Here is a 12,912-nt window from a genome sequence, read left to right on the forward strand (position 1 = left end):
TCAGCCCTTCTTCTGCGGGGTGAACGCGGCCAGCGGCTCGGACCCGGACCAGTCGTGGCCCCAGTAGCTGTCCTTCGTGATCTCCTCGGCGGTGTAGTACGTCTCGTCCACGAGCAGGCCCTCGCAGCCGTACTCGACGTCCCAGCCGCCGGGGGCGCGGACGTAGAACGACACCATCTTGTCGTTGGTGTGCCGCCCCAGCGTGGACGAGATCGAGAAGCCCTTCGCCTTGACGGTGTCGAGCGCGATGCCGACCGCGTCCAGGGTGTCGACCTCCACCATCAGGTGGACGAGGCCCGGGTCGCCGTCGTGCGGCGCCGGGCAGATCGCGAGGCTGTGGTGTCGCTGGTTGACGCCCATGAAGCGGATCCGGACCGCGCCGCCGCCGACCTTCATCGCGCCGCGCGGCAGGAATCCGAGGACCTCGTTGTAGAACGTGACCGTCTCGGCGAAGTTGGGGGTGGGCAGGACGACGTGGCCCATGCCCATCGGGCCGGTGACGAACTTCTGCGCGAACGCGGTGCGGACCGGGCTGTGGTCGAGCACCGGGCCGAAGAACACCTCGACGGGCGTGCCGCCCGGGTCGGTGAACGCGATGACCTGTTCGGCGTCGCGCTCCGCCGCCTCCTTGGCGGTCAGCTCCGTGACGGCCGTCCCGGACTTCTCCACGGCCTCGCGGACGGCGGCCAGCGCGAACTGGTCGCGGACCTCCCAGCCGACGGCGAGCACGCGGTCGCTGTCACCGGGGAGCACCTGGAGGCGCGAGCGGCGCTCGTCCATGCGCAGGTACAGGCCGTCGGGGTTCGGGCCGCTGCCCTCGGCGAACCCGAGCCCGTCGAGGGCGAACTCGCGCCAGCGGTCGATGTGGCGGGTCTGGACCTTGAGATAACCCAGCCCTCGGATCTGCGTCACTGTCCTGGATCCCTTCGGTTGATCGGCTGTGGGTACGGGCTGGAGGACGGTCAGATCATCGACCGCATCGGGCCCTGCGGGGGCTCGATGTCCAGGTCCGTCAGCGCGGACACGTGGTAGACCGAGCCCGGGACGTGGATCGCGTGCGCCAGGCCGACGTGCGCGTCCCGCCAGAACCGCTGGATCGGGTTGTCGTTGCGCATCGCGTTGCCGCCGGACCGGACCACGATCTCGTTCATCGCCTGCACCGCCCGCCACGCGGCGCGCACCTGGGTGCGGCGGCCGGCGGCGCGCTCGGCGAACGTCGGGACGTGCCCGGAGGCGACCATGTCGTACATGCGCGAGCAGTTGTCGAGCAGCGCCGTCCGGGACGCCTTGATCTCCTCGGCCGCCTCGCTGATCGCGTACAGCACGTACGGGTCGTCCTTGATCCTGGTGCCGGTGATCTGGACGCGGCTGCGCTGGTAGGCCAGGTGGTGGTGCAGCGCGCCCTCGGCGATGCCGATCACGGCGGAGGTGATGCCGAGCGGGAACACCGTGGAGAACGGCATCAGGTAGGACGGGTTGGTCAGCCCAGCCTCGCGCGGCGCGGACCCGTCCACGACCTTGTTGTACTCCAGCGTCCGGTACGTCGGGACGAAGGCGTCCTTGACGATGATGTCCTTGCTGCCGGTGCCCTTCAGCCCGGCGACGTCCCACGAGTCCTCGACGATCTCGTAGTCGGAGCGGGGCAGGATGAGGTGCAGCGACCGCGGCGGCTGCGCCATCTTGCCCTCCGCGTCGCCCAGCATCCCGCCGAGGAAGATCCAGTCGCAGTGGTCGGTGCCGGAGGAGAACTGCCAGCGGCCGTTGAAGACGTAGCCGCCGTCCACCGGGCGGGCGATGCCCATCGGCGCGTACGGGGACGCGATCCAGGTGTCGGGGTCCTCGCCCCAGATCTCCTCGCGGACCTTCTGGTCGGCGTAGGCCATCTCCCACGGGTGGACGCCGACGATGCCGGAGATCCAGCCGGTGGAGCCGTCCAGGGACGCGATCCCCATCACTGTCTCGGCGAACTCGCGGGGGTGGGCCTCCAGGCCGCCGTACTCCTTCGGCTGGAGCAGCCGGATCGCGCCGGACTCCCGCAGGATCGACGCGGCCTTGTCGTCCAGCCGGCCGAGGGCCTCGTTGGCCGGGCCGAGCTCGCGGATCTGCTCCGCCCGCTCCATGATCGTGTCAAGCACGCGGTTCGCCATCGCCTGTCTCCCGTGATGTGTTCAGCCGTCGTAAGTGATCTTCAGCCGGTCGGTGACCGGCCTCGCCTGGCAGGCGAGGATGAGGCCGTCGGCGAGATCCTGCTCGTCGAGGACCGTGTTGGCGTCGAGGGTGACCTCGCCCTCCTGCACCACGCAGGCGCAGGCCGAGCAGGAACCCTCCCGGCAGGAGAACGGGGCGTCGACGCCGGCGCGCAGCAGCGCGTCGAGGAGGCGCTCGGATTTCGGCCACGGGACGGTGCGCGTCTCGCCGTCCATCTCGACCTCGATCTCGCCGGCGTCCCCCGTGTCCTCGGCGGCCTCCTCCGGCTCCTCGAACGGGTCGCCCTCCAGCGAGAAGAAACGCTCGACGTGAACGCGCACGCCGAGGTCCGTGAACGTCCCCGTGACCAGGTCCATGAAGACCTCGGGCCCGCACACGAACGCCTGCCGCCCGGTGTAGGGGGCGGCCAGGGACCGCAGGACGGCGGGCGTCGGCAGCCCCTGCACCGACTCCAGCAGGTGCACGACCGTGAGCCGCTCGGGGTGCCGCTCGGTCAGCTCCCGCAGCTCGTCCGCGAAGATCACCGACCGCTCGTCCCGGTTGGCGTACAGGAGCGCGACCTTCCCGCTCCCGCCGGCCAGGCACGACTTCAGGATCGACATCACCGGGGTGATGCCGCTGCCGCCCGCGACGAGCAGCAGGTCGTCGTCCAGCGACGCCGGCGTGAACGTGCCCGCCGGGCGCAGCACCTCCAGCACGTCGCCCGAGGCGACGTTGTCGCAGATCCAGTTGGACCCGAGACCGCCCGCGACGCGCTTCACCGTGACCTTCAGCCGGTCGTCGGTGAGCGGCGAGCTGCACAGCGAGTAGCAGCGGGCCGCCCAGCCGTCCCCGGCCGGGACCCGGACGGTGAGGAACTGGCCGGGCCGGTAGGTGAACCGGTCCCGGTCGCCCTCGGCGGGTTCGAGGACGAGCGAATGCGCGTCGGCCGTCTCGTGGACGACCTCCACCACCCGCGCCTTCAGAGCCGTCATGACCGTTCAGTGGCCTTTCCAGCCGCGTGTCCAGCCGCGTGCCTGGCGGCGATGTAGCCGAACACGATGGACGGGCCGATCGTCGCGCCCGGCCCGGCGTACTCGTTGCCCATCACCGACGCGGAGGAGTTGCCCGTCACGTACAGGCCCTCGATGGCGGTGCCGTCCTCGCGGAGGACGCGGGCGTGCTCGTCCGACACGAGGCCGCCCTTCGTGCCGAGGTCGCCGACCTCCAGCCGGAACGCGTAGTACGGCGCCGTCTCCAGCGGGTCGAGGTTCGGGTTCTTCAGCTTCGGGTCGCCGTAGTAGCGGTCGTAGGCGGAGTCGCCGCGGCCGAACTCCGGGTCCTTGCCCGCGCGGGCGTACCCGTTGAACGTCTGGACGGTCTCGCTCAGCGCGTCCGCCGGGACGCCGATCTTGCCGGCCAGCTCGGCGAGCGTGTCCGCCTTGAACACGATGCCCGCGTCGTAGAACGCCTTCGGGATCGGCGCGCCCGGCAGGATCTGCGCGAACGGGTAGCGGGCGCGGGCCTTCGCGTCCATCACGAACCAGGCCGGGACGTGGCCGCCCTCGAGCTGGTCGTGGACGAAGTTCACGTAGGGCGCGGCCTCGTTGGTGAACCGCTTCCCGTCCTGCGACACGATGACCTGCCGCGGGATGGCGCGCTCGGACACCAGCGGGATCACCGCGCCGGCCGGGTGCCGGACCGCGGGCATCCACCAGGCGTCGTCCATGAAGTCCAGCGCCGCGCCGAGGCCCTCGCCGGCGCGGATGCCGTCGCCGGTGTTCTCGCGGGCGCCCATCGCGAAGTCCTCCTGCCCTCCCTTGGGCAGGTACGCGTCGCGCATCTTCTGGTTGTGGTCGAAGCCGCCGGTCGCGAGGAGGACGCCCTTGCGGGCGCGGATGCGCAGCGTGCCGCCGTCGCGCTGGGCCGCGACGATGCCGACGACGCGGCCGTCCTCATCGGTGACCAGCTCGGTCATCGCGGTCTTCAGCCAGAGCGGGACCCCGGCGTCCTTCAGCGCCATCCGCAGCCGGGCGACGAGGGCCCGGCCGCCGGTCGACATGTGCCGGCGGCGGATCATGTTGGACGAGACCCGCCACGCCGCGACCAGCGACGCGCGCCGCCCCGCCCAGGTGCGCTTGGCCATCGCGAGGTCGTGGTAGTCCTTCGCGGTGATCCACAGGCCGAGCGGGCCCTTCATGTTGTTCGGCCGCTGGTACTGCTCGTCGTCGCCGAGCTTGCGGGTGTCGAACGGCTTGGCCTCGATGGAGCGGCCGAGCGGCCGGCCGCCCTCCAGCTCGGGGTGGTAGTCGGCGTAGCCCTTCGTCCAGAAGAACTTCACCCACTTGCTCCTGCCGATGAGCTCCATGGCGGCGGGGCCGTTGTCGACGTAGGCGTCGAGCCGCGCGGCCGGGACGCGTCCCTCGGTGAGCAGGTCGAGGTAGCGGCGGACGGACTCGCGGCTGTCGTCGTGGCCGCGCGCCTTCAGCGTCGGGTTGTTCGGGATCCAGATGCCGCCGCCCGACAGGGCGGTGGACCCGCCGAACTTCTTGCCCTTCTCCACGATCAGCGCGGACAGCCCGGCGTCGTGCGCGGTCAGCGCGGCCGTCATGCCGCCGCCGCCGCTGCCGACGACGACGAGGTCGTACTCGTGGTCCCAGTCGCTCATCCCTGCTCCTTGTTCGTCAGAAAAGCAAGGACGGCGCTCTCCCACGCAGCCTTCTGCTCGATCATCACCCAGTGCCCGCAGTTCGGGAAGATGTTCAGCTGGACGTCCGGGATCGTCCGCATCGGGACGAGCGCCATGTCGACCGGGCTGACCCGGTCGTCCCGCCCCCAGGTGATGAGGGTCTTGGCCTTGAGCTTGTGGAGCATCGCCCAGTAGGGCGGCTCGTCCGAGGCCGCCATCGCCTTGGCGCTGGCCGCCATCGCCTTCGACCCGTACATGCGGCGGGCGGCGGCGAGCGTCTCGGGGTCGGTGGCCTGCCGCCACCGCTCCTCGATCATCTCCTCGGTGACGATCCGCGGGTTGTAGACCATCGAGTGCAGCCACCGGACGAGGCGCTCGCGGCTCGGCTCGTCGGTGAACTCCATCAGCAGCTTGATGCCCTCGCCGGGGCCGGGGCTGAAGATGTTGCGGCCCATCCCGCCGACCGTGACCAGGCGTCCGACGCGGTCCGGGTTCCGCAGCGCCACCTGGGTGCCGATGATGCCGCCCATGGAGTTGCCGATGACGTCCACCTGGCCGAGGTTCAGGCCGTCCAGGAAGCGGATCACGGCGCCGCCGGCCGCCATCATCGGGTGCGCGTCCGTCGGGTCGCTGACCCCGAACCCGGGGAACTCCAGGACCAGGCACCGGAAGTGCTCGGCGAACCGGGCGAGGTTGCCGTTGAAGTTGCGCCAGCCGGTCACGCCGGGGCCGGATCCGTGCAGCAGCAGCAGAGGCGGGCCCTCGCCGGCCTCGTGGTAGCGCAGGACGCCCTGGTCGGTGGCGAGCTCCCGCAGCGTCGACTCGTAAGTCAGCTCGGCAGGCATGATCTCCCAGTCCTTCGACGGTGGCTTGACGGGAACGTAATTCTGGTCGGGGCAAGGTCACCCGGCGGATCCCGATCAGCGGGACGCGGGGCCGGGCAGGGCCTCCGGGGGCCGGTTCGGCGCGCGCTTCCACTCATCGGGATCGGCGTGGGCCGTCCGGCGGGGACGTGCCTAGTTTCAGGCTCACCGGCCAGTTGACCGGCGCCGTGCCCGCCCTGCTTATTAGACATTGCCGCTCATAGGGCATTGTTGATGGACAAATTGTTGTTGAACCTGCACGTTAGCGAACAGGGACGCTGACAGGACCGTCCCGCACCGACCCCCGAGGGGAACAGATGCCAGCCGAGCCAGCGCTCACCGCGGACACCGGCCGCACGCCCTCCGACTCCGCCGTCCCCGACCCGGCGGACTTCCGGAAGGCCATGGCGGAGTTCGCGACCGGGGTCACCGTGGTCACCGCCATCGACGGCGGCGAGCCGGTCGGCTTCGCCTGCCAGTCGTTCGCGTCGGTGTCCCTGGAGCCGCCGCTGATCCTCTTCTGCGCGGACAAGCGCGGCCGGTCCTGGCCGCGGATCCGCACGGCCGGGCGGTTCACCGTCAACGTGCTCGGCGAGGAGCAGCGCGAACTGTGCGAACGCTTCGGCTCCAGCCGCGGCGCCAAGTTCGACGGCCTGGACTGGAAGGTCTCCGAGTGGGGGACCCCCGCGCTGCCGGACGTCCTGCTCGCCGTGCACGCCGTCGTCCACGACGTGCACGAGGCCGGCGACCACGAGGTGGTGATCGGGCGGGTCCTGGAGGTGGAGCGGCACGAGGTCCGGGACGGGGCCTGGCGGCGTCCGATGGTGTTCTTCCGCAGCCGGTTCGGCGTCGGCGAGCCGGACGCGCCGATCGCCCCGGACCCGTGGGGACTGCGCGACCGGTGGGGCTGGGGCTGACGCCCCGCCCCCGGCGGCCACGGCCGCGGGCCTGTCCCGAGCGGCCCGGGCCACGGTCGGGGGCGCGGTCGGGGCCGCCTCACATCCAGTCGCCGCGTCCGTCCAGGGCGAGCAGCCGGTTCATCATCTCCGGCGACCACGTCGAGTCCTGGCTCGTCCGGCGGGCGCCGCGGCGCCCGCGCGGGCGTCCCGAATCGGGCGCCGAGCCGGGGAAGAGGATCTGCGAGGTCTCGCGCGCGGCGGTGACCACCAGCGGCGCGACGTTCTCCAGCGGCGTCCTTATGTCGCCGACGAGGGAGATGCCGGCGACCGGCCCCTCGTCGCCGCGGATCGCCACCGCCACGCAGGCGATGCCGGCGAACGACTCGCCGCGCTCGAACGCCAGGCCGCGGCGCTGCCGGACGCGGTGCAGTTCCTGGTGAAGCGTGCCCAGCTCGCCGATGGTGCGGCTCGTGAACCGGCTGATGTTCTCGCCGAGCAGCGCGTCCACCTGCTCGGGCTCCAGCCACGCCAGCATCGCCTTGCCGAGCGCGGTGCAGTGCGCCGGGGCGCGCCCGCCGACCCGCGACGGCACGGACGCGGCGAGCCGCCCGCCGAGCTTGTCCAGGTAGAAGACCTCGGCGCCGTCCAGCACGGCCAGGTGCGCGACCAGCCCCGTGGTGACCTGCAGCTCGTGCAGCAGCGGCGCCGCGGCCTCACGGATCTTGCCGTGCCCGCCGTCCTGGCCGCCGAGCCCGAGGGCGCGCTGGCCGAGGCCGTAGCCGAACGAGTGGTGCGCGAGCCAGCGCTGCTTGACGAGCTGGTCCAGGATTCGGTGCGCGGTCGAGCGCGGAAGCCGGGTGCGGCGCGCGACGTCCTCCAGCGTGAGCCGGGCGGTGGGCCCGTTGAACGCGTCCAGGATCAGCGTCATCCGCTCGATCATCGACGGCGGCGACTCCCGCCGCACCGCCCCCGTCCCGGCCTCCGTCATGGCCTCCGTCACGGCCTCCGTCATGGCCTCCGGCGTCGCTGCCCCGCGCACCATCGCCTCGGTCATCGCACCTCCCGGCGTCCGACTGAAATGAATTCTTGTTACCTGGAATGTAGCAACCGCTTGGCCCCATGGGAAGGGGCCCCATAAGTCCAGCTCAGCGAAGCCTAGGATGCGAGAAGCAGTGCCCGGGACGCCCCCGAGAGCGTGATAGAACGTTTTCTGACAAGGAGGGAGCAACGATGCGTGTCGGTATCGTCACGCCGGTGGTGGCCCAGCCGCCGCCCGGCAACGCCGCCTGGGAGCGGGACGCGGGAATCGAGGAGATCGCGGCGATCGCCGAGACGGCCGACCGGCTCGGCTACCACCACGTCACCTGCAGCGAGCACGTCGCCGTCCCCGCCGAGGCGGCCGAGCAGCGCGGCGGCGTCTACTGGGACCCGCTCGCCACGTTCGGCTACCTCGCCGCCCGGACGTCCCGCATCCGGCTCGCCACCCAGGTCCTCGTGCTCGGGTACCACCACCCGCTCACGATCGCCAAGCGGTACGGGACGCTCGACCGGATCAGCGGCGGCCGGCTCACCCTCGGCTTCGGCGTCGGCAGCCTGGAGGAGGAGTTCGACCTGCTCGGCGCCCCCTTCGCCGGCCGCGGCGCCCGCGCCGACGACGCCCTCGCCGCCCTGCGCGCCTCCCTCGGCCGCCGCACGCCCGAGTACCACGGCCCGCACTACGACTACTCGGGCCTCGTGGTCGAGCCGCACGCCGTGCAGGAACACGTCCCGATGTGGATCGGCGGCCGGTCCGGGCGCTCCCTGCGGCGCGCGCTGACCGCCGACGGGTGGGTCCCGTTCGGGCTGCCGCTGAAGACCCTCGCCGAGATGCTCGCCGACGCCGACGTGCCGCCCGGCTTCGACGTCGTCCTGGCGCCGTCCCGCCCCCTGGACCCGCTGACCGACCCGGAAGTCGCGGGCGCCGCCCTCAGCAGACTCCGCGAGGCGGGCGCCACGATCGCGGGCGTCAAGTTCGCGTCGTCGTCCCCGGAGCACTACCGCGACCAGCTCGCCGCCCTGCGCGACCTCGCGGGCGTCTACGGGCTGACCTTCGAGGAGAAACTGTGAGCGTCGAATCCCGCCTGGCCGCCCTGGAGGAGCGCCTGCGCGCCCTGGAGGACGAGCGGGAGATCACCCGGCTGATCCTCTCCTACGGCCCCCTCGTCGACAGCGGCTGCGCCGCCGACGTCGCCGGCCTGTGGGAGCCCGACGGCGTCTACGACGTCGACGAGATCCTGATGACCGGCCGGCCGGAGATCGACGCGATGGTCCGCTCGGCGAACCACCAGCGCTGGATCGCCGGCGGCTGCGCCCACGTCGTCGGCCCGCCGCACGTCACCCTCGACGGCGACGAGGCCACCGCCGTCGGTTACACCCTCATGATCGTCAACAAGGACGGCTTCGTGCTGCGCCGCGCCACCGCCAACCACTGGCGCCTCCGCCGCACCGGCGACGGCTGGCGCGCCGTGAACCGCACCAACCGGGTCCTGGACGGCCGCGAGGAGTCCCCCGACCTGCTGGCCTCCCACTTCCCCGCCGCGACCCGGCACCGCTGACCGCCGACCCGCCCGCGCCCGGCCTCCACCCTGGAGGCCGGGCTTTCGTCTTGCCGGGGAAGTGGCGGCCGAATGCGGTCACGAGGACAACTTTCCGGGGGTCATAAACGACTGCGGCCTCCGCCGTCGAGTGTGCAGAATTACTGCTTTCCGTGGCCGTGAAATCACTTCCCCTTGAGCCGCGGTTGACTCATAATCGTCGGCACGCGCGTCGCCACGGGGGTGGGCACGGCGCCGGACGGAGGGGTCAATGGGGGGTACCGCCGGATCATCGCGGATAATCATGGGCTCGGCCCTGCTCTGCGTTTCACTGGTGAGCGGGATCGGCGCGATCATAAAGGGGGGCGCGGGGGATCCGGGGCAGGCCGCAGTGGGGCCTACAAAAACCAGTAAATCGGAAAAATCCGACAAGAAGCCGAGCCCGGTCGCGGAGCCGGGGGACGTGGTCTGGAACTCCGTCGTGCCGGCCGGCGGCGGGCGGTCCCCCGAGTGGTACGCGGCGATGAACAGCCGCGACTGCGACGCCATCACCAGGATCGGCCCGAAGAGGGCACAGCCGGTCTACCAAGGGCTCGGCGCGGCCTGCGCGGCCGGGATCAACGGGGACGGCGCGTCCTGGGGCCCGGCCGCACAGGCACTCGCGAACGTCAAACAAGCTCCCGATTCTTGTACCGACGCATTCGCATACCGGCTTCTCCGCGATCTCGTGATCGCGCATCTTCGGCAGCCGGGGCGGCCGCCGCTGGTCATCGGCTCGAAGAGCCCGATCACTTGTTGATGAGCACCGGTAGGCGCGATACCACGGGAGGAAAACGGTGCTGGACTACGGCGGGCGCGAGCGCGCCTTCCCGTTTTACATCGTCTGCGACGTTTCCCAGACGATGTGGGACCCGGATTTCAACAGGTCGACGCGGATACCCCTGGACGTCCTCCAGGACGCGGTTCCCGATCTGATCTACCGCGCCGAACTGGATCCGACGATCTGCGACGCCGCGTTCATCAGCGTGATCGAATTCTCCGGCCGGGCGGAGGTCGTCCTGCCGCTCACCCGGCCCGGCGAGACCGAGGACGTCCGGCGCTTCAACCGGGGCGACCAGACCGACTACGCGGGGGTCTTCGACCTGCTGCGCCGGTCCATCGACGAGGACTGCCAGCGGCTCTCCAAGACCTACGACCTCAAGCAGCCCGCGGTGTTCTTCCTCACCGACGGCATCCCCTTCGTCGGCGACGGCGACCAGCCCGAGAGCGTGTGGCTGCCGGCCCGCAACCGGCTGCTCGCGCCGGACTTCGCCTTCCGCCCGCAACTCGTGACCTTCGGGTTCGGGCAGGCGCGGCGGAACGTCCTGTGCAGGGTGGCGTCCGAGCAGGGCGGGCGGCGGCTGGCCTTCATCGCCGACCGGGCGATGGACGTCAGCGCGGTGCTGACCGCACTGATCGACACCCTGTTCATCAGCATCTCCGCCTCGGTCGCCCAGGGCGACCTCGCGGTCCGCGCCCCGGAGGGCATGGCATGGGCCTGCCCGCTCGCGGCCGGCTGACCGCCGGGGAACGGGAGGAACAGGTGTCGTTCGGACAGTTCGTTCTGGCATACGTGAGCGGGATGTGCGGACTCGCGGGGCTGCGGCATCTCGCCATGGCGAGCCCCGGAGGGCCGTGGAACGGGCGGCGGGCGCGGCAGACCCGCGGCGGGCCGGCACCGGACGTCCGGCCGGCGTTGCCGAGGTCGCCCGAGACCGGCCCGGACCTCGTCCGGTACACCGGGCGCAGGCCGGCGCCCGTGTCGGTGGCCCTCCCGGAGACCGTGCTTGAGGGTCGCTCCAGCCTCCAGGCCGACGGCGGCTGTGTCGGCCAGGTGACGATCCGGGCCGCGTCCTGCCGGGGCAGCGCGCACATGCGGGACGGCAAGCCGCGGCAGGACGCGTTCCTCGTCAGCGCCTCCGCCGACGGCCGCTGGATCATCGCCGCGGTCGCGGACGGGGTCGGCAGCACCGCGCACCCCGAGGTCGCCGCGCAGGCCGCCGTGGCCGCCGCGGTCCGGCTCACCGAGCGGGCGATCGGCCCCGGCGGGCTCGGCCCGCACGGCTGGGAGCCGATCTTCCGGCAGGTCGCCGACGAGATCGGCGACCGGCTGGCGGCGCTGGACGGAGCGGCGGGGAACCCGCGGCCGGGGCGCACGACGCTGCTGGTCCTGCTCGCCCCGGCCGACCCCCGGCCCGGCCGCACGGCGCAGCTCGCCGGCGTCGGCGACTCGCCGGCGCTGCTGCTGCGTCCGGCCGCCGGCGAGTGGTCCCTCGTGCTCGGGCCCGGCAGGACGTCCGGGCGCGTCCAGGACGACGTCACGGCGGCGCTGCCGCCCGGCGTGGACGAGCTGCGCACCGCCGCCCTCGAATGGCGACCGGGCGAGGTCCTGCTGCTCGCCACCGACGGGTTCGCCAACGCCCTCGGCAACCGCAGCGAGCTGTCGGTCGCGCTCGCCGCCGAGTGGGAGCGGCCTCCCCACCTGCTCGGCTTCATCCGGGACGTCGACTTCCGCCGCGCCACCTTCACCGACGACCGCACCGTCGTCGCCCTCTGGCCGGGAACCCATGACCGGCGCCACTAGGGCCGGGGGCGCGCACCCGCAGTACGTGCAGGCCGGCCGGCTCGTCCCGGTGGGCGGCTACGCGCCGGCCGGCGGGCAGTCGACGAGGCTGACGCGGTGCATCGGCCCGGACGGCGACGAGTACGTGTTCAAGACCTACACGCCGGAGGTGCGCGAGGCGGTCCGGCTGCCGGCCCTCGCGGCGATGACGTCCTGGCGCCTCGACCTCGACGTCGCGGACCGGGCGGAGCTCGACCGCGCCTGCGCCTGGCCGCGGGCCGTCGTCCTGGACGGCCACGCGGTCCAGGGCGTCCTCGTGCGGCCGGCTCCGCCCGCGATGTTCGTGGACGCCAGCGGGAGGGCGAACGCCTGGTCGCTGCCGAGGCATCTCGACGCGCTCGCGCGGCCGGAGGCCAAGGCCCGCAAGCTCGGCTACGACTACTACCCGCCACCGGTGAAGCTCGCCGTCCTGGCCCGCCTGCTGCGGACGATGCTGTGGCTGCACGAGCGCGGGTACGCGATCGGGGACCTGCAACCGCGCAACGCCCTGTTCTCCTTCGACGGCCGCGCGGCGGACGTCCTGCTGGTCGACTGCGACGCCTGCGTCCCGCTCTCCGGGGAGCCCGCGCACGCGCAGCGCGACCCGGAGGGCTGGAAGGCGCCCTGGCCCGAGCCGTTCGGGGTGCGGACGGACATGTTCAAGTTCGCGTGGCTGGTCGCCCGGTCGCTGCAGGAGAACACCGCGGCCACCGCCCCGGATCCCGATCGGCTCAGGGCCGTCATGCAGAGCCGCACGTGCGACGTGCTCGTCGAACTGTGCGGCGGGGGGCAGCCCGCGGACGCCGTGCCGCTGCTGCGCGACAAGTCCTCGGTGTGGCCGACGCTCGTCACGCCGGGCGCACTCTACGTGCAGACCGACGAAAGCCTGCGGCGGCGATGGCGTCCGGTCGGCGCGCCGCCGCCGGTCCCGACGGCGCCTCCCCCGCCCGCTCCGGCGGCCAAGTCCGGGTCGGAGATCCCGGCCGGGTTCGTCGTCGGCGTCGCGCTCGTCGTCGTCCTCGTCGCCCTCGTCCTCCTGCTCGCCTGAACCGAGAGGCAG

13 protein-coding genes are annotated in these 12,912 nt (G+C 72.2%); 7 read left to right on the forward strand and 6 right to left on the reverse strand.

The window, feature by feature from the left end; translation table 11 throughout:
* From SM418_RS32535 to SM418_RS32555, 5 genes are read right to left on the reverse strand one after another with little or no spacing between them, the layout of a single operon-like run.
* Positions 1 to 912, reverse strand: coding sequence for a VOC family protein (locus tag SM418_RS32535; RefSeq protein ID WP_371945297.1), 912 nt, complete (start codon positions 910 to 912; stop codon positions 1 to 3).
* A 50-nt stretch (positions 913 to 962) separates the two neighbouring features.
* On the reverse strand, positions 963 to 2,147 hold the full coding sequence (locus SM418_RS32540) for an acyl-CoA dehydrogenase family protein (protein ID WP_371945295.1): 1,185 nt from the start codon (positions 2,145 to 2,147) through the stop codon (positions 963 to 965).
* 21 nt (positions 2,148 to 2,168) lie between these two features.
* Positions 2,169 to 3,182: a 2Fe-2S iron-sulfur cluster-binding protein gene (locus SM418_RS32545; protein ID WP_371945293.1), complete on the reverse strand. Its 1,014-nt coding sequence runs from the start codon at positions 3,180 to 3,182 to the stop codon at positions 2,169 to 2,171.
* Positions 3,179 to 4,855, reverse strand: coding sequence for an FAD-binding protein (locus SM418_RS32550; protein WP_371945291.1), 1,677 nt, complete (start codon positions 4,853 to 4,855; stop codon positions 3,179 to 3,181). Before SM418_RS32550 ends, SM418_RS32545 begins: the two co-directional genes overlap by 4 nt.
* Positions 4,852 to 5,721, reverse strand: coding sequence for an alpha/beta fold hydrolase (locus tag SM418_RS32555; protein WP_371945289.1), 870 nt, complete (start codon positions 5,719 to 5,721; stop codon positions 4,852 to 4,854). Before SM418_RS32555 ends, SM418_RS32550 begins: the two co-directional genes overlap by 4 nt.
* Before the next feature lie 335 nt (positions 5,722 to 6,056).
* Here SM418_RS32555 and SM418_RS32560 point away from each other — a divergent pair, with 335 nt between their 5' ends.
* On the forward strand, positions 6,057 to 6,656 hold the full coding sequence (locus SM418_RS32560; protein ID WP_371945287.1) for a flavin reductase family protein: 600 nt from the start codon (positions 6,057 to 6,059) through the stop codon (positions 6,654 to 6,656).
* A gap of 79 nt (positions 6,657 to 6,735) precedes the next feature.
* Here the strand turns inward: SM418_RS32560 and SM418_RS32565 are convergent, their stop codons facing one another.
* Positions 6,736 to 7,692, reverse strand: a complete 957-nt coding sequence (locus tag SM418_RS32565; protein ID WP_371945285.1) for an IclR family transcriptional regulator — start codon at positions 7,690 to 7,692, stop codon at positions 6,736 to 6,738.
* Positions 7,693 to 7,868: 176 nt separating this feature from the next.
* On the opposite strand from SM418_RS32565, the gene SM418_RS32570 reads away from it, so the two are divergent.
* From SM418_RS32570 to SM418_RS32595, 6 genes are all read left to right on the forward strand, one after another.
* Positions 7,869 to 8,744 carry a TIGR03619 family F420-dependent LLM class oxidoreductase gene (locus SM418_RS32570; RefSeq protein WP_371945283.1) on the forward strand — a complete coding sequence of 292 codons (876 nt, stop codon included), beginning with the start codon at positions 7,869 to 7,871 and terminating at the stop codon, positions 8,742 to 8,744.
* Positions 8,741 to 9,232 (forward strand): nuclear transport factor 2 family protein, encoded by a 492-nt coding sequence (locus SM418_RS32575; RefSeq protein ID WP_371945281.1) that lies wholly within the window; start codon positions 8,741 to 8,743, stop codon positions 9,230 to 9,232. Before SM418_RS32570 ends, SM418_RS32575 begins: the two co-directional genes overlap by 4 nt.
* Before the next feature lie 283 nt (positions 9,233 to 9,515).
* Positions 9,516 to 10,010, forward strand: a complete 495-nt coding sequence (locus SM418_RS32580) for a hypothetical protein (RefSeq protein WP_371945279.1) — start codon at positions 9,516 to 9,518, stop codon at positions 10,008 to 10,010.
* 37 nt (positions 10,011 to 10,047) lie between these two features.
* The gene (locus SM418_RS32585) at positions 10,048 to 10,770 is read left to right on the forward strand and encodes a vWA domain-containing protein (RefSeq protein ID WP_371945277.1); all 723 of its coding nucleotides are present in this window, start codon (positions 10,048 to 10,050) and stop codon (positions 10,768 to 10,770) included.
* Positions 10,743 to 11,834: a protein phosphatase 2C domain-containing protein gene (locus tag SM418_RS32590; protein ID WP_371945276.1), complete on the forward strand. Its 1,092-nt coding sequence runs from the start codon at positions 10,743 to 10,745 to the stop codon at positions 11,832 to 11,834. The genes SM418_RS32585 and SM418_RS32590 overlap by 28 nt, the downstream gene beginning before the upstream one ends.
* Complete coding sequence (locus SM418_RS32595; protein ID WP_371945274.1) at positions 11,818 to 12,900, forward strand: protein kinase family protein; 1,083 nt, start codon at positions 11,818 to 11,820, stop codon at positions 12,898 to 12,900. Before SM418_RS32590 ends, SM418_RS32595 begins: the two co-directional genes overlap by 17 nt.
* Positions 12,901 to 12,912 lie beyond the last annotated feature (12 nt).

The organism is Actinomadura chokoriensis (assembly GCF_041463665.1).
Taxonomy (GTDB): domain Bacteria; phylum Actinomycetota; class Actinomycetes; order Streptosporangiales; family Streptosporangiaceae; genus Spirillospora; species Spirillospora chokoriensis_A.